This is a genomic window from Microcoleus sp. D2_18a_B4 (genome assembly GCF_036702475.1).
GTDB lineage: Bacteria > Cyanobacteriota > Cyanobacteriia > Cyanobacteriales > Microcoleaceae > Microcoleus.
This window is the reverse complement of the sequence record NZ_JAUBTL010000009.1, coordinates 37286-57002: the sequence shown is the minus strand read 5'-3', so window position 1 is coordinate 57002 and position 19717 is coordinate 37286. Positions and strand designations below refer to the sequence as shown.

15 protein-coding genes are annotated in these 19717 nt (G+C 48.2%); 8 read left to right on the top strand and 7 right to left on the bottom strand.

The window, feature by feature from the left end; translation table 11 throughout:
- Positions 1-43 precede the first annotated feature (43 nt).
- Both QUB04_RS07885 and QUB04_RS07880 read left to right on the top strand, forming a co-directional pair.
- Positions 44-262, top strand: a complete 219-nt coding sequence (locus QUB04_RS07885; RefSeq protein WP_333283107.1) for a helix-turn-helix transcriptional regulator — start codon at positions 44-46, stop codon at positions 260-262.
- A 142-nt stretch (positions 263-404) separates the two neighbouring features.
- Complete coding sequence (locus QUB04_RS07880) at positions 405-599, top strand: hypothetical protein (RefSeq protein ID WP_333283104.1); 195 nt, start codon at positions 405-407, stop codon at positions 597-599.
- A 78-nt stretch (positions 600-677) separates the two neighbouring features.
- Here QUB04_RS07880 and QUB04_RS07875 read toward each other — a convergent pair whose 3' ends face one another.
- Positions 678-1148 carry a hypothetical protein gene (locus QUB04_RS07875; RefSeq protein WP_333283101.1) on the bottom strand — a complete coding sequence of 157 codons (471 nt, stop codon included), beginning with the start codon at positions 1146-1148 and terminating at the stop codon, positions 678-680.
- Between the two features lie 203 nt (positions 1149-1351).
- On the opposite strand from QUB04_RS07875, the gene QUB04_RS07870 reads away from it, so the two are divergent.
- A complete protein-coding gene (locus QUB04_RS07870; protein ID WP_333211449.1) occupies positions 1352-1546 on the top strand; it encodes a hypothetical protein in 195 nt (64 codons plus the stop codon).
- A gap of 365 nt (positions 1547-1911) precedes the next feature.
- On the opposite strand, the gene psaB is transcribed toward QUB04_RS07870, so the two are convergent.
- Both psaB and psaA read right to left on the bottom strand, forming a co-directional pair.
- Positions 1912-4140, bottom strand: a complete 2229-nt coding sequence (psaB, locus tag QUB04_RS07865; RefSeq protein ID WP_333140504.1) for a photosystem I core protein PsaB — start codon at positions 4138-4140, stop codon at positions 1912-1914.
- A 110-nt stretch (positions 4141-4250) separates the two neighbouring features.
- Complete coding sequence (psaA, locus tag QUB04_RS07860) at positions 4251-6545, bottom strand: photosystem I core protein PsaA (protein WP_333140502.1); 2295 nt, start codon at positions 6543-6545, stop codon at positions 4251-4253.
- Positions 6546-7317: 772 nt separating this feature from the next.
- Between psaA and QUB04_RS07855 the strand changes: the two genes are divergently transcribed.
- From QUB04_RS07855 to QUB04_RS07845, 3 genes are all read left to right on the top strand, one after another.
- Positions 7318-8946, top strand: coding sequence for a hypothetical protein (locus tag QUB04_RS07855; RefSeq protein WP_333283097.1), 1629 nt, complete (start codon positions 7318-7320; stop codon positions 8944-8946).
- Between the two features lie 213 nt (positions 8947-9159).
- A complete protein-coding gene (gene arsM / locus QUB04_RS07850; RefSeq protein ID WP_333283094.1) occupies positions 9160-10128 on the top strand; it encodes an arsenosugar biosynthesis arsenite methyltransferase ArsM in 969 nt (322 codons plus the stop codon).
- 117 nt (positions 10129-10245) lie between these two features.
- On the top strand, positions 10246-11853 hold the full coding sequence (locus tag QUB04_RS07845) for a GAF domain-containing protein (protein WP_333283091.1): 1608 nt from the start codon (positions 10246-10248) through the stop codon (positions 11851-11853).
- Positions 11854-11953: 100 nt separating this feature from the next.
- Here QUB04_RS07845 and QUB04_RS07840 read toward each other — a convergent pair whose 3' ends face one another.
- Complete coding sequence (locus tag QUB04_RS07840; RefSeq protein ID WP_333283088.1) at positions 11954-12433, bottom strand: DUF2726 domain-containing protein; 480 nt, start codon at positions 12431-12433, stop codon at positions 11954-11956.
- Positions 12434-12536: 103 nt separating this feature from the next.
- A complete protein-coding gene (locus tag QUB04_RS07835; RefSeq protein ID WP_333283084.1) occupies positions 12537-13253 on the bottom strand; it encodes a hypothetical protein in 717 nt (238 codons plus the stop codon).
- Between the two features lie 283 nt (positions 13254-13536).
- Between QUB04_RS07835 and QUB04_RS07830 the strand changes: the two genes are divergently transcribed.
- On the top strand, positions 13537-15177 hold the full coding sequence (locus tag QUB04_RS07830; protein ID WP_333283081.1) for a thioredoxin-like domain-containing protein: 1641 nt from the start codon (positions 13537-13539) through the stop codon (positions 15175-15177).
- Between the two features lie 580 nt (positions 15178-15757).
- Here QUB04_RS07830 and QUB04_RS07825 read toward each other — a convergent pair.
- Complete coding sequence (locus tag QUB04_RS07825) at positions 15758-16558, bottom strand: circadian clock KaiB family protein (protein ID WP_333283078.1); 801 nt, start codon at positions 16556-16558, stop codon at positions 15758-15760.
- A gap of 68 nt (positions 16559-16626) precedes the next feature.
- Positions 16627-17913, bottom strand: coding sequence for a type IV pilus twitching motility protein PilT (locus tag QUB04_RS07820; RefSeq protein WP_333283258.1), 1287 nt, complete (start codon positions 17911-17913; stop codon positions 16627-16629).
- A 306-nt stretch (positions 17914-18219) separates the two neighbouring features.
- Between QUB04_RS07820 and QUB04_RS07815 the strand changes: the two genes are divergently transcribed.
- Complete coding sequence (locus QUB04_RS07815; RefSeq protein WP_333283075.1) at positions 18220-19617, top strand: amidase; 1398 nt, start codon at positions 18220-18222, stop codon at positions 19615-19617.
- The last annotated feature ends 100 nt before the right edge of the window (positions 19618-19717 follow it).

Here is a 19717-nt window from a genome sequence, read left to right as displayed (position 1 = left end):
ATCTAATATTAAACGACAGCAGATTGTCATTTGTCAAGTCAGTATGAGCAAAGGCTTAGTGAGGTTGCGGATTCGGGAGTTTGCGGCCCAGAACGGCTGGACACTTAAGGAAGTTTCCGATCGATCGGGCGTTGGTTACAGCACCATCAGAAACTACGCCCAATGTCAAGGCATGACAACCGTTAATTTTGCCTACTTGCACAGGTTGGCTCGCACGTTTGACGTAATGATTGAGGACTTGGTGGAGATTATTGAGGAATAGGTCGATCGACCTTTCCACTTTTCCCCTATAAACCCTTCTGTTTCGTCTTGTCAAGACGCGCTTAAGCACTTTGCATCGCAGCTAAAAGCTCAGCTTAAAGATGCTAAGATTTAGTCAAAGTTGTTAATCTCCCGTTACCTTTGTGACTAGAGCCAGTACCGCCATTGGGGTTAGCCCCATAATTAAGGAACTTGTGCAGAAAAAGGCGCTAGCAACCAGGCTAACGCTCAAGGAAATCATCTATGTCGGGATGCTGGCGATCGACGAGTTGGACGAAAAGCGCTTGCAAGAGTTGGCTGATCAGGTGCATCAAATGCAGGTGAAAGGGGAGATTTGAGGCGATGAGGGCGATTCCCTACGGGATAGCTACGCTTCACGCCATTTTGGTGAAGTGAGGTTCGGGGCGATCGCATATTCAAAAATTTTCCCGCCTATATTTTTCGTATAAATAAGCATCTCGCAGTTGTTGCAAAGCTGTTTCTGAGAATAGGGATTTGACTACAGCTACCAAGAGGCCCCATGACAACTGTTTATCCACAGTAGTAGCGTATTTGAATTGATGTATATAAAATTGTGTCCAAAAATCAGGTGCTTTTTTGCCTTTCCAGCGTTTGTACCATCTGCCAAAGTCTTGAAGTTTCGGTAATTCTACTTCTAAAATTGGCGGAAAATCGGCATAACTGACAAACCGACTGATGCCTTTAGCGTGGAGGTAGACCATGTGGCGACAGCATTCGATCCGGTAAATCTGGTCTGTTGAGATATTGAACAGCAGTGCAACAGTTTCTTCTGTGACAAATCTTGCCAGCGGATGAAGGACTGGGGACTTGTGGATAATTTTGGAGCAGGCGAAGGTGCTGGATTTTAGCTGGAATACTGCTATCATGGTGAATAACTTAGACAGTTGATACCTGTCTACATAAGTTTTAAAGGCGATCGCCCTTAAGTTGTCTAGACCGGGGGCGATCGCTTTTTTGTATTTATTACACTATAGCATGATTAACTGTAGTTAGTCAAACATCATTCTACTTAATCGGATTGAGGATGCTAACATCAAGGAAAGTTGTTATTAATAGTTGATTATTCTTCGTGGCTAAAACTAATACTGCGATCGCGGTCAGTTCCGTGATCAAGGAAGTCATTCAAAAACAAGCGCTAGCGACCAGACTAACTCAGAAAGAAGTAGTGTATTTGGGAATGCTGGCAATTGATGCACTCGATAAGGAAAGCCGCCAAGAGTTGGCGGACAAGGTGCATCAAATGCAGATGAATGGGGAGATTTGAAGAGATAAGGGCGATCGGTCTTTTGGTGAGGTTCGGGGCGATCGCGCTTCTCAAAACTTCAAGAACTGGCGAGCTTAGCTTTTTGATTGCTTGTATGCTCTTAGGATCGCGAATTAAATAATTTACACTCTTGAAAGTGGGGAGTAGGGGTTGGGCCTAAGATCCCGCCCTTTCTGGACGGGCGGGACGCCCATCCCACAAGAACCATCACGCATTGTAAGTTATTTAATTCTCATTCCTTAGCCAATTTAAGCCGCGCTTAGCACCTAGTTTTTTCTGCATATCTTCCAGAGAACTGTTACAAAAAAATCCCCCGCTAGAAGGCGGGGGATTTTAGTTAATTACCTAGAAACCAGACTTCGGAATTACCCGAATTTCCCGGCTGTCGAGGCAATTACAAAGGCCGCGTAAGTGAGGACGTTGCCCACAGTAAAGTGAACTAAGCCAACCAAACGACCTTGGACGATCGACAAAGCAACAGGCTTGTCTTTCCAGCGAACCAAGTTAGCCAAAGGAGTGCGCTCGTGAGCCCAAACCAAAGTCTCGATCAACTCTTGCCAGTAACCTCTCCAAGAGATCAGGAACATGAAACCAGTTGCCCAAACAAGGTGTCCGAATAAGAACATCCAAGCCCAGACTGACAAGTTGTTAGTACCATACGGGTTGTAACCGTTGATCAACTGAGAAGAATACAGCCAGAGGTAATCGCGGAACCAGCCCATCAGGTAGGTAGAAGACTCATTGAACTGAGCCACATTACCTTGCCAGATGCCTAGGTGCTTCCAGTGCCAGTAGAACGTTACCCAAGCTAGGGTGTTCAACATCCAGAATACAGACAGGTACATCGCGTCCCAAGCAGAGATGTCGCAAGTACCGCCACGGCCGGGGCCGTCGCAAGGGAAAGCATAACCGAAGTCTTTTTTGTCCGGCATCAGCTTAGAACCGCGTGCATCCAGAGCGCCCTTGACCAAGATCAAGGTGGTGGTGTGCAAGCCTAGTGCGATCGCGTGGTGAACCAAGAAATCGCCAGGTCCGATCGCCAAGAACAGAGAATTAGTACCGCTGTTAATCCCGTCCAACCAGCCTGGGAGCCATACGTTGCCGTAGTTGGGCCAAGCGGTAGAAGCAATGCTGTCAGGGTTAGACAACAGCACGTCCATGCCGTAGAGAGCTTTTCCGTGAGCAGCTTGGATGAACTGTGCGAACACTGGTTCAATCAAGATTTGCTTTTCAGGAGTTCCGAAAGCAACTACAACGTCATTGTGAACGTACAAACCGAGAGTGTGGAAGCCCAAGAACAGCGACACCCAGCTCAAGTGAGAGATAATCGCTTCTTTGTGCTGCAACACGCGATCGAGCACGTTGCCTTTGTTTGCTTCAGGATCGTAGTCCCGCACCAAGAAGATAGCTCCGTGGGCGAAAGCGCCGACCATGATGAATCCAGCAATGTACTGGTGGTGGGTGTAAAGCGCAGCCTGAGTCGTGAAGTCCTTACCTATGAAAGCGTAGGGAGGCATCGCGTACATATGCTGTGCTACCAAGGAGGTAATTACGCCCAAAGCAGCGAGGTGAAATGCCAGTTGGAAGTGCAGGGAGTTGTTGTAGGTTTCATACAAGCCTTGGTGAGGCAAGTTGAACTGACCTTCACTCTTGCCGCCGACCAAACCCGCCTTAGAATCCAACATCTCTTTGATGCTGTGACCGATACCGAAGTTAGTCCGGTACATATGACCGGCAACGATAAACAGAACTGCGATCGCCAAGTGGTGGTGAGCGATGTCTGTCAGCCACAGGGATTCTGTTTGAGGGTGGAAGCCACCCAAGAAAGTCAGAATTGCGGTTCCCGCGCCTTCGGAAGTACCGAAGACATGGTTCGCTGCATCTGGATTCTCGGCGTATACGCCCCAGTTACCACTGAAGAACGGAGCCAAACCGGCCGGGTGAGGCGGGGTAGACAGGAAGTTGTCCCAACCTACGTGCTGTCCGCGAGATTCGGGGATAGCAACGTGAACCATGTGACCAGTCCAAGCCAAAGAGCTGACACCGAACAAACCAGCCAAGTGGTGGTTGAGGCGAGATTCAGCATTTTTGAACCAAGACAAGCTGGGGCGGTACTTGGGCTGGAGGTGCAACCAACCTGCGAACAGGAATACAGCCGCCAGTAGTAGCAAGAAGATAGCTCCTTGATACAGGTCGGCGTTTGTCCGAATCCCTTGGGTGAACCACCAATGGTAGACACCGGAGTAAGAGATATCCACCGGGTTAGAAGCGCCCCCTTGAGTGAAAGCTTCTACTGCAGGAGCGCCGAATTGCGGGTCCCAAATCGCGTGAGCGATCGGGCGGACGTTTAGAGGGTCTTTAATCCACTGTTCAAAGTTACCTTGCCATGCTACGTGGAACAGGCTGCCCGATGTCCACAAGAAAATGATTGCTACGTGGCCGAAGTGAGAAGCAAAAATCTTTTGGTAAAGATTTTCTTCGGTCATGCCATCGTGGCTTTCAAAGTCGTGTGCTGTGGCAATCCCGTACCAGATCCGCCGTGTGGTCGGGTCTTGGGCAAGGTCTTGGCTAAATTTTGGAAATTTCGTTGCCATAAGCCTTGATTAATCCTGAATCCTGAACAAAATTGAAGGGATTCGGTTCGGAGTTTGGATTCTCGATTTGAGATTCCTCCCAAATCGAGAATCCAAAACCTAGGGGTAGTTTACCCTACCGAAATGATTCGCGCTAGGAAAAATGCCCACGTAGTGACAATTCCTCCTAGGAGGTAGTGAGCTACACCCACAGCCCGACCCTGAATAATGCTCAGAGCGCGAGGCTGAATCGACGGAGCTACCTTGAGCTTGTTGTGAGCCCAAACAATCGACTCAATCAGTTCTTGCCAGTAGCCGCGGCCGCTGAACAGGAACATCAAGCTGAAGGCGAAGACGAAGTGTCCAGCTAGGAACATCAGACCGTAGGCCGACAGTGCCGAACCGTAGGACTGAATCACCTGAGAAGCTTGCGCCCACAGGAAGTCCCGCAGCCAGCCGTTAATCGTGATCGAACTTTGTGCGAAGTTGCCGCCGGTAATGTGAGAAATTGTGCCGTCTGACGATACTGTTCCCCACACGTCCGACTGCATTTTCCAGCTAAAGTGGAAAATCACGATCGAGATGCAGTTGTACATCCAGAACAAGCCTAGGAAAACGTGATCCCAACCAGAAACTTGGCAGGTGCCGCCACGGCCGGGGCCGTCGCAAGGGAACCGGAAGCCCAAGTTGCCTTTGTCAGGAACCAAGCGAGAACTGCGTGCAAACAACACGCCCTTCAAGAGAATCAGGACTGTAACGTGAATGGTGAAAGCGTGGATGTGGTGGATCATGAAATCCGCCGTACCCAACTCGATCGGCATCATCGCTACTTTGCCGGCGACTACTACTGCACCGCCGCCAAAAGCGTGGCTGACGATTTCCGTAGCATTAGGCGCTGTTGTGCCCGGAGCCAAAGCGTGGATGTTTTGCACCCACTGGGCAAATATCGGACGCAACTGAATCCCGGTATCCGAGAACAAATCTTGAGGACGACCGAAAGCGCGCATCGTGTCGTTGTGAACGTACAAACCGAAGCTGTGGAAGCCCAAGAATATACAAACCCAGTTCAGGTGGGAAATGATCGCATCTCTATGACGGATCACGCGATCCAACAAGTTGTTGACATTTCCAGCGGGATCGTAATCCCGAACCATGAAGATTGCTCCGTGAGCGGCTGCTCCAACAATCAGGAATCCGCCAATCCACATGTGGTGGGTGAACAGGGATAGCTGAGTCGGGTAGTCGGTCGCGATGTACGGATACGGAGGCATCGCGTACATGTGGTGGGCGACGATGATGCTCAGAGAGCCCATCAGTGCCAAGTTAATCGCCAGTTGCGCGTGCCAAGAAGTAGTCAGGATTTCGTAGAGACCTTTGTGACCTTCACCAGTGAAGGGGCCTTTGTGGTTCTCTAGGATTTCTTTCATGCTGTGGCCGATGCCCCAGTTCGTGCGGTACATATGACCAGCGACGATGAATAGCACTGCCAAAGCTAAGTGGTGGTGTGCTGTATCAGTCAGCCACAAACCGCCTGTGGTGGGGTTCAGACCGCCTTTGAAGGTCAGGAAGTCTGTATATGCGCCCCAGTTGAGGGTGAAGAAGGGGGTTAAACCTTTAGCGAAACTCGGGTAGATGTCAGCCATCAAGCCCGGTGTCAAAATCCACTCGTGCGGCAGGGGGATGTCGGCAACTGTTTTGATCAGCTTACCGCCGACTGTCAGCGGTGCACCTGCATCGATCGCGTCCATGCAAGCATTGATCGGCAGAGCAACGTGAATTTGTTGTCCTGCGAAGCCCAAGCACCCGCAGCCTAACAAAACTGCCAAGTGGTGGTTCATCATCGATTCCACGTTCTGGAACCATTCCAGTTTCGGAGCGCGGACGTGATAGTGGAACCAACCGGCAAACAGCATCAAAGCTGCCATTACCAGGGCGCCGATCGCAGTGCAATATAGCTGGTATGAGTTAGTGATGCCGTTGGCGCGCCACAGTTGGAATAGACCAGAGGTGATCTGAATCCCGTGAAAGCCGCCGCCTACATCTGCATTTAAAATTTCTTGACCAAAAATCGGCCAGACCACTTGAGCGCTGGGCTTGATGGCTGTAGGATTTGTCAGCCAAGCTTCGTAATTGGAAAATTTAGCGCCGTGGAAATATGCGCCACTCAACCATACGAAGATTACTGCCAAGTGGCCGAAGTGAGCGCTAAAGATTTTGCGCGAAACGTCTTCTAAGTCACTTGTATGACTGTCAAAGTCGTGAGCGTTAGCGTGGAGGTTCCAAATCCAAGTGGTGGTTTTTGGCCCCTTAGCTAGAGTGCGATCAAAATGACCGGGTTTTGACCACTTCTCGAAAGAAGTTGGAACCGGATTCTTATCGACTACTACCCTAGCTTTTACCTCTCGCTCTGGAGGACTAATGGTCATGAAGACTCTCCTCTCGGTAAGACAAGGAACGAGAACTGAACACTGTACCGGACACTCCCCACGCTTGATTAGGCGGGGGATTCTCGAAAAAGCCGACACTACACGGCACTTTACTCTTTGCAGAGCTAGACGCAGGTGCATCGTCTCCCCAAGCATTTTGCTTCTGTGAAGAAGCCAGTTTCCCAGTGTCGCTAACAATGTGCCTGGGTACTGCCAACTCTTCTCGCTATCTGGAGCCGCCGATCGCGTCCTTGATTCAGACTTGATACGCCTGCTCCTTTTGAGGGAGTTTTATGAATTATAAGCTTGCTAGAGAAGTATTAATCGCTTGTTAACAATACTTAAAAAAGGCTCAATTCTTGATGTAATAACGCCTTTAAATCCCACAGTCCCTCGAAAAAGTCAAGGGGTACTGCCATTAACTTTACAAAACTCAAAGATAAGGTAATTTAGGAATACTCATTTGTAGATATATAGCCTTTCTCAGTAACATGAGGTGCTCTCGCGGGCATAGGGCATAGGGCATAGGGCATAGGGCATAGGGCATAGGCCTAAGCCTAGGACTCACCCCCATACCTCACCACGCTTGAGAACCGCTATATGTTTGGCAAAAAGGCCGCGGCAATTAAGAGTCGGAGAGGATGGGTTGCCCGCTGCTGCCTCAATCCGGGTTCCTACGCGACTTGGGAATTCCAAAGCCGGCAATTCCCCCATACTAAATTCATTTTTGGGCTATAGTTCCCTATGAGAAGGCTTCTAGGAGTATGGTTGCGTGATTGGGATCAATTGGCACAGAACGGTTGCGGGCAGGCTGCTGGCATTGTTGGCAGTAGCAGTATTAATGTTGGGTTTAGCAAGTTGTGGCGCGGGCAATCCCGAATTGCCCAAACCAGGGAACAAGAGCGGCTCAGCTACAGCCCCAGTAAACAGAATCTCAGAGGTTTCTCCCCCAGAAGCCATTCAACAACTGCGTCAGGCTCTAGAAATCTACCAGCCTCACATTAGTATTTTGAATCCAAAACCTGACGAAGTGCTTCAGGATATAAATGTGTCTGTTCAGTTCCAAGTTAAGGACTTGCCCATTTTCAAAGATGCAAACTTGGGTTTGGGCCCCCATCTGCAAGTTTTATTAGACAACCAACCTTATGCAGCAGTTTACGACATCAACCAACCTTTAACGCTCTCCGACTTAGATCCCGGAACCCATACCCTGCAGGTGTTCGCCGCCCGCCCTTGGGAAGAAAGCTTTAAAAACGAAGGTGCCGTGGCTCAAACCACCTTTCACATTTTTACCAAAACAGACGACAATAATCCCGATCGAACATTGCCCCTATTAACGTACAACAGCCCCCAAGGCAGCTACGGGGCAGAGCCCATCCTGCTCGACTTTTACTTGACAAATGCCCCCCCGCACGAAGTGGCGCAAGAAAATTCCCAAGATGAAATACTCGATTGGAAAATTCGAGCCACAGTCAACGGCGAAAGCTTTGCGATCGACCAGTGGCAACCTATATATCTTAAAGGATTCAAACCAGGCAAAAACTGGGTACAGCTAGAATTAATTGACGAGCGGGGAAATATCGTCAAAAACGCCTTTAATAATACAGTCAGACTGATAAATTTCCAGCCGCTTGGCCAAGAGCCTCTTTCTAAATTAGTGCGGGGCGAACTAACAGCCGCAGAAACTCGCAGTATAGTCGATCGCACCTACCAAGCCCCCGCACCCACACCAACCCCAACCCCCGAACCGACACCGACACCTGCATTAGAAAAAACACCAGTTGTCCCACCCTCACCAGCGGTTCCAGAAACCCCTGTTACCCAACCAAGCTTACAGCCAACAGTCGCTCCCGAAATTGCTCCCATACAAGTAATAGAACCAACACCGACAGCAACCCCCCAAGTCGAAGCGCCGAAAGTTGTAGAACCAATTCAAGCAATAGAACCGACACCGACAGCAACCCCCCAACTCGAAGCGCCGAAAATTGTAGAACCAGTTCAAGTAATAGAACCGACACCGACAGCAACTCCACAGTTAGAAACCCCGAAAGTTGTTGCACCAGTTAAAATAATAGAACCGACCCCAACAGCATCTCCCCAAACAAAAAAACAGGAATATAAAGGATACTACAATCGTTTCCGCAACTTCTTGCGTGAAGAACAGCAACCTGCTAATCCTTCAGAGCCACCAACCCTGCCAGAAATAACAGGAAAAGCTCCAGTACCAAAAGTAGTTGCTCCCGCGATACCAGAACAATCTCCCAATCTTGTACCGCCAACGCCACCAGTTGCCGCTGAAACTCCTAACCAGCCAACCAGCGAATTAGCCCCTCCCGAAACAACAGTTTCCCAACCAGAAAATCAGCCAAAATCCGAACAAAAAGTCGAATTTGCCACCTAACAAAAACTTTCTGGGCTTCGTGGCATGGGCGTCTCGCCCGTGCTCCAGTCGAATTTGCCACCTAACAAAATCTTTCTGGGATTCGTGGCATGGGCGTCTCGCCCGTGCTCCAGTCGAATTTGCCACCTAACAAAAACTTTCTGGGCTTCGTGGCATGGGCGTCCCGCCCGTGATCCATCTGCGGTCAAAAATCAAAAATTAGGACACTAAAAAATGACCTACCTCGAAACAGCCGCCAAATTCTACAGCGATGTTGCCGAAACACCCCAAATCGGACTTTGCTGCGTCCAAAGCAGTCCATTGCAATTGCCAGGATTAAAAATTCCCGAACAAATGCAAGAAATGAATTACGGCTGCGGCACAACCGTTCACGCCGCCGAACTCGTCGGCAATCCCTTCGTGCTTTATGTAGGCGTCGGCGGCGGCTTGGAAGCACTACAATTTGCATATTTCTCTAGACACAAAGGATCGGTTATTGCCGTCGATCCGGTTCCAGCAATGCGAGAGGCGGCTGCACGAAACTTGCAAATTGCTGCCCACGAAAATGATTGGTTCGATCCGAGTTTTGTAGAAATTTGTGAAGGCGATGCTTTTGCATTGCCGGTGCCGGATGCTTCTGTAGATGTTGTCGCCCAAAACTGCTTGTTTAATATCTTTGAACCAGCGGATTTAGCTAAAGCATTAAAAGAGACTTATCGGGTGTTAAAACCGGGTGGCAGATTGTTGATGAGCGATCCGATCGCAACTCGCCCCATTCCCCAGCATTTGAAGGAAGACCAACGCTTGCGGGCCTTGTGTTTGTCCGGCGCTTTGACATACGAAGAATACGTTCAACACCTTGTAGACGTTGGTTTTGGGCAAGTCGAAGTGCGGGCGCGCCGTCCTTACCGATTGCTCGACAAACACAATTATCAATTGGATGCGGATTTGCTGTTAGAAAGCCTGGATTCGGTGTCTTTCAAAGTGGATGTACCGGATGACGGAGCTTGCATTTTCACTGGCAAGACGGCGATTTATACGGGTTCTGAAGAGCTGTTTGATGACGGGGCGGGTCACGTTTTGCAGCGGGGAGTTCCGGCGGCTGTCTGCGATAAAACTGCTGGGAAGTTGGGGGGATTGATGCCCGATAAGGTGTTAATTACTGATTCGACTTGGCATTATAACGGCGGCGGTTGCTGTTAGATTTATTTCGGAATCGGGAGGTAGCGTTCACCGCAGAGATAGCTACCTCTTTAAACTCTTGCTGCTGATAGTTATCTCTGGACTGTGCCTCATAAAAATTATCATAGGAGTTATTGGATGAGTATTTTAGATATTTTAAAGAAGGAGAGCTTCTCGGTGAGTATGAAAAATATTTGTTGCGAAGGACATCAAGAGCGTGAAATTCTCAATCTCATCCTTTCATTCCTAGATAGTATGATTGACGAGCGAGGATTTGATGCAGTCCTTTATGAAATGTTGCAGAAGATTACTCTAAAAATAGGGGAATTGTTGAATGCAGATAGAGCCACAATTTTTATATTCGATGAACAGCCGAATGAACTCTGGGCAATGGTAGCAAAAGATGAAAATGGCAAAAGCCTAGAGATCCGAGTTCCCGCCCATGTGGGCATTGCGGGAGAAGTAGCCACGGAGAAAAAAGTGGTAAATATTCCCTATGATTTCTATGATGACCCACGTTCTGTAAACGCCAAAAAAGTTGACGACATAACAGGATATCGCACCTCTACAATGCTGGCTATGCCTTTGTTAAATGAAGAAACAGGCAAGTTAATCGCAGTAGTTCAACTCATTAATAAACTCAAGCCGAACCACCAAGATTATGGTACTTTAGACGAACAAATTGACAAGGTAGGGTTTACTCAAGCAGACGAACAAGTTTTTCGAGAATTTGCCCCGTCGATTCGCCTAATTCTAGAGTCAGTCCAATCTTTGTACGCCGCAAGTCAAAGACAACGGGCCGCGACAGGGCTGATGAACGCCATCAACGCTCTTTGTCAGAGCAGTCTAGACTTAGATGATACCGTGAAGCGGGTGATGGATGGGGCCCAAGAACTGATGAATGCCGATCGCAGTACCTTGTGGCTGATCGACGAAGATAAAGACGAACTCTGGACGAAAATCCCGATCGGCAGCGACCTTAAAGAAATTCGCATACCCAGAACAGCCGGTTTTGCAGGTATGGTGGCTCAATCGGGGGAACCCCTGCTGATACCCTTTGATGTGTACGACGACCCCCGCGCCGCCATGTGTAAAGAAATCGACAAAAAAACTGGCTACCGTACTTGCAGTATGCTGTGTATGCCAGTGTTTAACTCAGACCACAAATTGATTGGCGTCACCCTATTAGTTAATAAAAAACGAAAAGGAGAATACCCCCCCTACACCCCGGAAGATTGGCCGCAGGTCCCCGGACGGTGGAAAGCGAGTTTCAATCGCAACGACCTGGAATTTATGAAAGCGTTTAACATCCAAGCAGGAGTCGCCCTGCAAAACGCTATCTTGTTTTCCAAGGTCAAACAAGAAGAAATAAGACATAAAGATATAGTGCGATCGCTCCCTAACGGCGTCATCTCGACAGATGAAAAAGGTAACATTATTACCGCTAACGATCGGGCTAAACAAGTGCTAGGTGCTAGCGAGGGAGAAGTCGTAGAGGGTGTATTTTTGGGTGATTTAATTCAAATCGAGAATGAGAATTTTAGTCAATGGTTAAATGCTGCTTTGTCACCGGAAGGCGATCGAGATAGAGAGCAATATTACCCCAATCTGGTTCTATTGCCATTGCAAGGAGAACCCCAGAATATCAATCTGTGGCTTAACTCGATCGCAAGTGCGATCGAGCAGAATAAAATTAACGGTGTATTGGTTATTTTGGAAAATAACAGCAGGGAAAACCAAGGATAAAATTTGGGAGAAGCAAGAAGACTATATTGTTGGTGAACCCGCCTTGGAAGCCATATATTAATTAGCTTGGTATTTTCGGACATAACCTAACTATTCCTACTTACCAAGCTATAAGCTGAACTTGAGGCGCGACTGATTCCATACAATACCGCCTGATTAGCGCTTGGGCCTCTTCCCTGTCTTCTCCTGTGAATAAATTTAAAACTACTTCTTTATCTGGAGACGAGAGATATAACAAACCACACTCTTTTACCCGCGAATAAATTAAGGGAACTTTGGCAAAATCAAGTAAAGTAGCTTTTTTGCGATCGCGCTCTCTCGCTTCTGGGCTATCGTGGTATTGAGACTGAAACTCTACTACTAGGCAAGGATTGTAGTTCAAGTCTGTGATTAGAGCATCCACAGCACTGGGGCTAAATAAAAACTTTTTGAGTTCCCAGTCAAGGTTGCTGACTTGTTCGCAAATTTGGGACAAGCTAACCTGTGTATGGATTTTATAGTTTTTGTCTACACAGGTATGAAGAAACTCAAGCATTCTTTCTTCGTAAGAGTTGACAAGTCTTTTGGCTTTTACAGACATTAGTTTTGCTCCAGTATCAAGTTAATGATTTGTAGTTCTATGAGAAACCCCAGGTTCCTCATCTGCTTCATCAAAATCCTAAAAGTTAGTTTCCAAAGTCCGACTAATTTCGCTGTGTTTTGCTGCTAACTACAGCCGCTTCATAATCTAATATAATTTTTACAAAATAACCCAAAAACTCTTCTAAAATAGAACTATAACTAATACATACTTGGAATGTGTAAGGAAAAAGTTTATCTTGACTGAGAACCAGATAGCTCTCGGGGTCGCTCAAAGTATTGGGGTTAAATTCATCTAAAATTCTGCTGGGTAACACAGTTCCATATCCATATCCATCTTCATCTATTAACTTATTCAAATAAAAATCGCCTACTATTTCACCTTCCTCGAAAAGAGACCAATAGTTAGGGTGAAGTGACTCTAAAAATAAACTTTTCTTGCTTGGTAATACCCAAAAAATTCCTTTTATAATGTAACCTACGGTTAGTTCCTCTTCGATATATGTGTGAGACTTCAGTTGCAAAAGATATGGTTCTAAAACTTCTTCAGGAATAGAAATACATAAACCCTCTTTCCGCTGACCTAAAATAAGTTGATAACGTTTATCTCCTTTTCCAGGATTCTTAAGTCTGTATCCTACATATTGAGATGTTCGTTTCTCCTCAAACTTTTCGTAGAAACCAAGTTGCTTCAGCAAACGGGTAGCTAGCGATATCAAATCCTCTCCGCCTTCAATGACCTCAATTTTGGTTGAAATCAGGCGAGGGACTCCATTTTCTACCTCAAAGCGCTGGATGAGATCGTAGATGATCTTTGACATTGACCACTTCCTAAAAATCTTGGCTAAGGTTCCTAGAAATAGATTAAACCTGCCAGCCCAAGATGTCAAGTATCTTGGCTAAGATTCCTGGATTTGTCTAAACGATGGATTCCTTAAGTATTTATACGCAATAACGACGGTTGGGCATCTTCCCTCCCTTCTCCTTCTCAGCGCCTTCTGCACCCTCGGCGGTTTCCTTAACCTCCCTTTTTCCCCATGCCGCGAAACTTCCCGCTAAATTAAAGAAGTAAAAAAATTATTCACATCCTACCCAGGAGATGCCATGCCTCGCGTCAGAGCACCAGAATTCCCCGGAAACTACCCCTGGTTAAACACCGAAAAACCTTTATCCATTGAATCCTTAAAAGGGCGCGTCGTCCTCCTCGACTTCTGGACGTACTGCTGCATCAACTGCTTGCACGTCCTGCCCGACTTAAAATACCTCGAACAAAAATATAAAGATTCCCTCACGGTTATCGGCGTTCACTCGGCCAAATTTGAAAACGAAAAAGAAGTAGAAAACATCCGCCAAGCTATCCTCCGCTACGATATCGAACATCCTGTAATCGTTGACAGCGGCATGAAAGTTTGGCAAAGCTACGCGGTTCGCGCTTGGCCGACTTTAATGGTGATAGATCCTGAAAGTTATGTCGTCGGCTTTGTTTCCGGCGAAGGCAATAGAGAAGCACTTGACGAGTTAGTTGGCAAGTTAATTGCTGAATACAAAGATAAAAATGCGCTCAACTTTAAAGAACTCCGTTTTAGCTTAGAAAAACAGCGCAAACCAGTATCAACACCGCTGGCTTTTCCCGGTAAAGTGCTGGCATTTGCGATCGCTGCAACGGAGGCAAAACAGCTTCACCAACAGGGCGCGCTTTTGGGCGAAATGAGTCAGGAAAATGAATCTGTAGATGAAACTGTATTGCCCGGACCGGCTAATTCAGTCATACAAAACTTAGTGGGTTCTTGCTTATTTATTGCCGATTCCGGCCACAATAGGATTGTTGTCAGCACCCTCGAAGGTGAGGTGCTGCACGTTATCGGTAGCGGTAAACCGGGTTTAACTGATGGGAACTTTGAAGAGGCTGAGTTTTATGCACCTCAAGGTATGGCTTTTGATGCAGAAAGTCAAATTCTATATGTTGCTGATACGGAAAATCATGCTCTCAGAAAGATTGATTTTACGACTCAACGGGTAGAAACTGTTGCTGGTACCGGCGAACAAAGTCACGAAATTTCACCCCGCAGCGGCAAGGGTTTAGAAACGCAATTGAATTCGCCTTGGGATTTAGAAAGAGTTGGAAATAGACTTTTTATTGCAATGGCGGGTTCCCACCAAATTTGGGAAATGCAGTTAGACACTGGCACGATCGGCACTTATGCAGGTATTGGCCGAGAATCCTGTGTTGACGGAAGTCTTGCAGAATCTGCTTTTTCTCAGCCCAGCGGCTTGTCTACGGATCGATCGGAGTTGTTTGTTGCTGACAGCGAAATTAGTTCGATTCGCGCTGTGGGTATTGATGAAGACCCGAAGGTGCGTACAGTCTGCGGTAGCGGTGAATTGTTTGGTTTTGGAGATAAAGATGGTCGCGCTGAGGAGGTAAGGTTACAGCACTGTTTAGGTGTTGAATACGCTCAAAATTACCTCTGGGTTGCTGATACTTACAATCACAAAATTAAGCGGATCGACCACCGGGGCGGTACGTGCAGAACAATGATTGGAGATGGTACAGCAGGTTTGGTTGATGCTAAAGGTCTCAAGGCTCGATTTTTTGAACCTTCAGGGTTGAGTGCGATCGGGCCTCATTTGTTTGTTGCTGATACGAACAATCATGTAATCCGAAGAGTTGAGTTGGATACGCTGGAAGTCACAACTTTGGATTTCCCCAGTTTGTGCGCCCCGGATGTTTGTCTTCCTGATTAAGTCGATCGACCTTTTTTACTTCAGGCACGGTTCTCAATTCTCGTGATTGCCAGAAATATTGTGGTAAAGTAGGGTGCTCTTCGGCGCACCTTACCACAATTTTCAAGCCAAGTAAGTTAACCTAACAGCCATGGACGCAAAAACCAGGTTTCTTCAGGTAATTTGGTCATATACGCTCGATGGCCACAACGAGAAACCGGGTTTTTTTGGTCTCGTGCGTCCAGGACGGCCTAAATCGCATGGCGACCCAGAAAGCGGGTTTTTCACCGAATCTGCGGTCTACAACAGGTCTTTTCGTAAAAAAACCCGGTTTCTAAACAATCGTGCATAAGTCTTATGCTGTTAATTCAATGGTGAGTTAACCGGCGATCGCCCAATACGGTTCAGATAAGACTGATCCCCCCTAGCCAAGAGGGCGGGCACGGGGGCACCGCCCCTACGAAGGGGGGGACAAGAAGTTGCTCTTGCGTCCCCCTTCTTAAGGGGGATGCGAGGGGGATCTCCGGGGAATTAACAGTGTTAACTGAACTGTATTGCGCGATCGCCCGTATTAAATAATCGCAAAAATCCTCGCCCCAATCTAAAATTCCGCATAGCTCAGCAGCCGCACTATTTTTTCATCATCGTTCAATTCCCCGACAATTCGTCGCACGGGTTTCGGCCAGATTTTAATCAAAGTAGGAGTTGCTGAAATCTGATCTGCCTCAGCTTGGTCTGGATGTTTCAAAACATCAATTACTTTTAAAGTGTAGGGACGATCGAGGCATTGCTCTAAGAACTGATGTAAAGTTTCGAGGGTGCGTTCGGTGCTGGGGTTGCTGCCGGAAACAAACAGACGCAAAACGTACCCTTGAGTTTGTGGCGGTGGGGTGAGTGCTGTTGGTTTGGGAAGCCGAGTCTGCTGCGATTGCGGAAAGCCCAAGGGAGTTACTATCGAACTGCTCCAGTCCGATCGAGCTTCGGCGCTGGCATACTGTACAACTAAGTCGTGATTTTCCCAAAGTTCGGGGAATTGTTCGTGATAAGTAGCAATCGCCATCGGTTCGCACATTTCTTCGCTGCGGGGATGCCACACTAAGTCGCCAGTCCCAAAAATGGCGTTCAGCAGCGTTTGATGTCGCAGCACGGGGGGGTAAGCCTCGGCAGCAACCCGCACCTGCCGATCGCCTGGATCGAGCCAGGAGTCAACGGTTGCCGTGTAGCAAGGTATCAGAAAATGTGGCGGTTCCGACAAACCGAGAATCTCCTGTAGAGCTACGCACAACTGCAAGTGCCACCGAGTTTGCTTGCGGGGGTCTATGCAATAGATTAAGTCTCCCCCTGGTGTAAACAGCGCAATGCCTTTGAAAATTTCTGGCAAAATCGGGCGATCGACTTTCAATTCAGTACACCAATAAAAGTTAACAGTTAACAGTTAACTTTTAACTGCTAACTGTTAACACTCGACCTTTAGACTCGACCTCGGAGCATCTGAGCCATTTCGTTCGGGAACGGCGAGTTCTCTACACAAAGTTCTTCAGTAATCCGACCTTCTTGATAAAGGCCGTAGAGCGACTTATTCATCGTCGTCATGCCTTCATAAGTATCTTTGATCATGATTTGATTAATTTCCTCATTCTGGCCCTTCAGAATGTATTCCTTAACCACGTCGGTATTGATCATAACGTCGTGGAAAGCAGCCCGCTTTCCGTCTGTGGTTTTGCACAGCAGTTGAGCAATAATCGCCACTAGGGATTCGGAAATTGAGACCCGTATGGCATCCTGTTCTTCCGCCCCGAACATATCAAGAATCCGGTTCAGGGTCTTAACCGCACTGTTCGTGTGCAGGGTTCCTGCAACTAAGTGACCGGTTTGAGAGGCTTTGAGGGCGATTTCCACCGTCTCTCTGTCCCGAATTTCTCCTACTAGCAGCATATCCGGGTCTTGTCGCAGAGCGCCTTTGAGAGCGCTCATAAACTTGAGGGTGTGCCTGCCGACTTCCCGGTGCTTGATCAAGGATTTTTTGCTTTCGTGTACGAATTCTACCGGGTCTTCGATCGTGATGATATTGTAGGCTTTATTCTTATTGATGTAGTCGATCATCGCGGCCAACGTGGTAGACTTACCCGAACCTGTCGGGCCTGTCACCAAAATCAGCCCTTTGTGGTAGCCACATATTTTCCTAAATACCTCCGGCAGTTTCAATTCCTCCATTGTCAAGATTTTGGCAGGAATTAGTCGCAGTACCATCGCCGGGCCGGCCAAGGAGTCCATGCAACTGATCCGAATGCGGACGAACCCGAAGTCGAAAGCGCCGTCAAAGTCTAGGGTTTTTTGGAAAATTTCAATTTCTTCATCGCTCATGCACTCGCGCAACCAGCCAAAAAACGTATCTAAATCCGTCGGTGGATAGCCGATGTCGGCAATCTCGCCCCGCGTGCGGAAGCGGGGAACTTCGTTTACTCCGAGGTGAAGGTCGGATACTCCTTCTTCTTTGGCTCGGATTACTAGCTCTTTCAAAGTCGGAGATCCGCCGCTGCTAGAGATCGGGCCTTTAGGTGTGGCGAAGGATTGCGAGGCTGGTGCTGGTGCTGGTGGCGCTGCTGGTGCTGGTGCCGGTGCTGGTGCGGGCGGCGGTGCTGGTGGCATTCCTGCTGCTCTGGGGGGCATCCCTGGAGCTGGAGGGCGGGGCATTCCGGGCGGTGGGGGGGCTCCGGGTACGGGCGGGCGAGGAGCGGGCGGATGCTGTTGTGTCATATGCGCTACCTTAAGTTGGTGAGAAGGCTGACTCGAACAGATGATTTGTGGAAGTTGGACAATGCCGATCGCCATTGTGCGCGTCTTGCACAAAAGCTTAACTGTTGTTCTCAGTCTATCCTAAGAGGGGGTCATAATGCTGCACTACTAAGGAAATATTCTGCCAATTGGAGGATGCGATCGCTCTGGCCCTAGGAGCAAATAGGGATTTTCTACTTTGTGGGAGAATTTTTGTTAAGGAAAAGAGTTGTCCGCAGCCACGCAGTATAAATTGATACTTTATCCAAATATTAAGGACTTAAACGGATGAATTCTGTCGATCGGGCTTTTACTCCAGCTCTGGAGTTGGCGGAGTCGATCCGCACCCTGGAAGTGTCGCCTTTAGAAATTGTCAATCTGTACTTGGAACGCATTGAGCGATTAAACCCTGAGCTGGGCAGTTATTTTACTGTAACGGCCGAGCGGGCGATCGCCCTAGCTAAATCTCAAACGGAAAAACTAGCTGGGTTAAACAAGCCACAGGAATTGCCACCTTTTTTCGGAGTGCCGATCGCCATTAAAGACTTGACACCCGTTACCGGCGTTCCGTGTACATACGGCACTCAGGCTTTGCTGGGTAACATCTCTGCCTACGACGAGTCAGTAGTATGGCGGATCAAAGCAGCAGGATTTAACATTCTGGGGAAAACAGCAACCTCTCAAATTGGCTCATTACCTTACACCGAACCAGAAGGTTTCCCACCGGCGCGCAATCCCTGGAATTTAGACTATACACCCGGAGGTTCCAGCGGTGGCTCAGCGGCGGCTGTAGCAGCGGGTTTGTGTGCGATCGCCCAAGGTTCAGACGGCGGCGGTTCGATTCGAGGCCCAGCTTCCTGCTGCGGTTTAGTGGGCATTAAACCGTCGCGGGGGCGAGTTTCCTGGGCCCCTGTCGGAGATTACCTCAGCGGCATTTCGGCCAACGGCCCACTGGCGCGCACTGTAGCTGACGCCGCCGCACTTTTGGACGTGATGTCAGGCTACACAACAGGCGATCCGTACTGGCTACCAGATTCAAATCCGACTTTTCTAGAGGCTTCCCGTCAACAGCAGGGCAAACTGCGAATTGCGTTTTCTACGACTATTTCCCCTGTGGGCGAGGCTGCGCCTATCTGTCAGCAAGCGGTACTCGAAACAGTAAAATTATTGACAGATTTGGGTCATGATGTCGAACCTGGATGCCCGGATTTTACGGGTTTAATCGAACCGTTTATCGCAATTTGGCAGTCGGGGGCGGCGGCAAGTGGCATTCCAGGCCCTGCTTTGGAACCGATGAATCGCTGGCTGTTAGAAAGAACTATTTCGGCTGGGGAATATTTGCGGGCGGTGAATCAAATGCAGGTGATTTCACGGCGGATTGTGGGATTCTTTGAAAAATTTGATGTGTTAGTTTTGCCGACTTATATGCACTCGCCAATCCGGGTTGGGGAGTGGGCGGATTTGAGTTTTGAAGAAACTTTGCAGCGCATTATTAATTGGGTTGCTCCTTGTCCACCGTTTAATGCTAGCGGTTTGCCTGCGATCGCACTTCCTGCTATTTTAGATAACAACGGTTTGCCCGTCGGGATTCAAATTATCGGGCGGCCGGCGGCGGAAGCAACTTTAATTGCTTTAGCGGCGCAGATGGAAGCGGCGAAACCTTTCCCGGTTTTAGATTTTAAATAGGGAAGAGCAAGGGATAAAAGCACGTCTCTCTTTTTTAGGAGTATGCCACATCAGGATCTGTGTGCGGGGAACTAGAAATCTGGTTTTTCGCATAAATTTC

What these genes read in the sequence shown, in the direction of transcription:
- QUB04_RS07875 (WP_333283101.1), bottom strand. Translation starts at nt 1,148, where the DNA reads ATGATAGCAGTATTCCAGCTAAAATCCAGCACCTTCGCCTGCTCCAAA.
- psaA (WP_333140502.1), bottom strand. Translation starts at nt 6,545, where the DNA reads ATGACCATTAGTCCTCCAGAGCGAGAGGTAAAAGCTAGGGTAGTAGTC.
- QUB04_RS07815 (WP_333283075.1), top strand. Translation starts at nt 18,220, where the DNA reads ATGAATTCTGTCGATCGGGCTTTTACTCCAGCTCTGGAGTTGGCGGAG.
- QUB04_RS07830 (WP_333283081.1), top strand. Translation starts at nt 13,537, where the DNA reads ATGCCTCGCGTCAGAGCACCAGAATTCCCCGGAAACTACCCCTGGTTA.
- QUB04_RS07835 (WP_333283084.1), bottom strand. Translation starts at nt 13,253, where the DNA reads ATGTCAAAGATCATCTACGATCTCATCCAGCGCTTTGAGGTAGAAAAT.
- psaB (WP_333140504.1), bottom strand. Translation starts at nt 4,140, where the DNA reads ATGGCAACGAAATTTCCAAAATTTAGCCAAGACCTTGCCCAAGACCCG.
- QUB04_RS07845 (WP_333283091.1), top strand. Translation starts at nt 10,246, where the DNA reads ATGAGTATTTTAGATATTTTAAAGAAGGAGAGCTTCTCGGTGAGTATG.
- QUB04_RS07885 (WP_333283107.1), top strand. Translation starts at nt 44, where the DNA reads ATGAGCAAAGGCTTAGTGAGGTTGCGGATTCGGGAGTTTGCGGCCCAG.
- arsM (WP_333283094.1), top strand. Translation starts at nt 9,160, where the DNA reads ATGACCTACCTCGAAACAGCCGCCAAATTCTACAGCGATGTTGCCGAA.
- QUB04_RS07820 (WP_333283258.1), bottom strand. Translation starts at nt 17,913, where the DNA reads ATGACACAACAGCATCCGCCCGCTCCTCGCCCGCCCGTACCCGGAGCC.
- QUB04_RS07840 (WP_333283088.1), bottom strand. Translation starts at nt 12,433, where the DNA reads ATGTCTGTAAAAGCCAAAAGACTTGTCAACTCTTACGAAGAAAGAATG.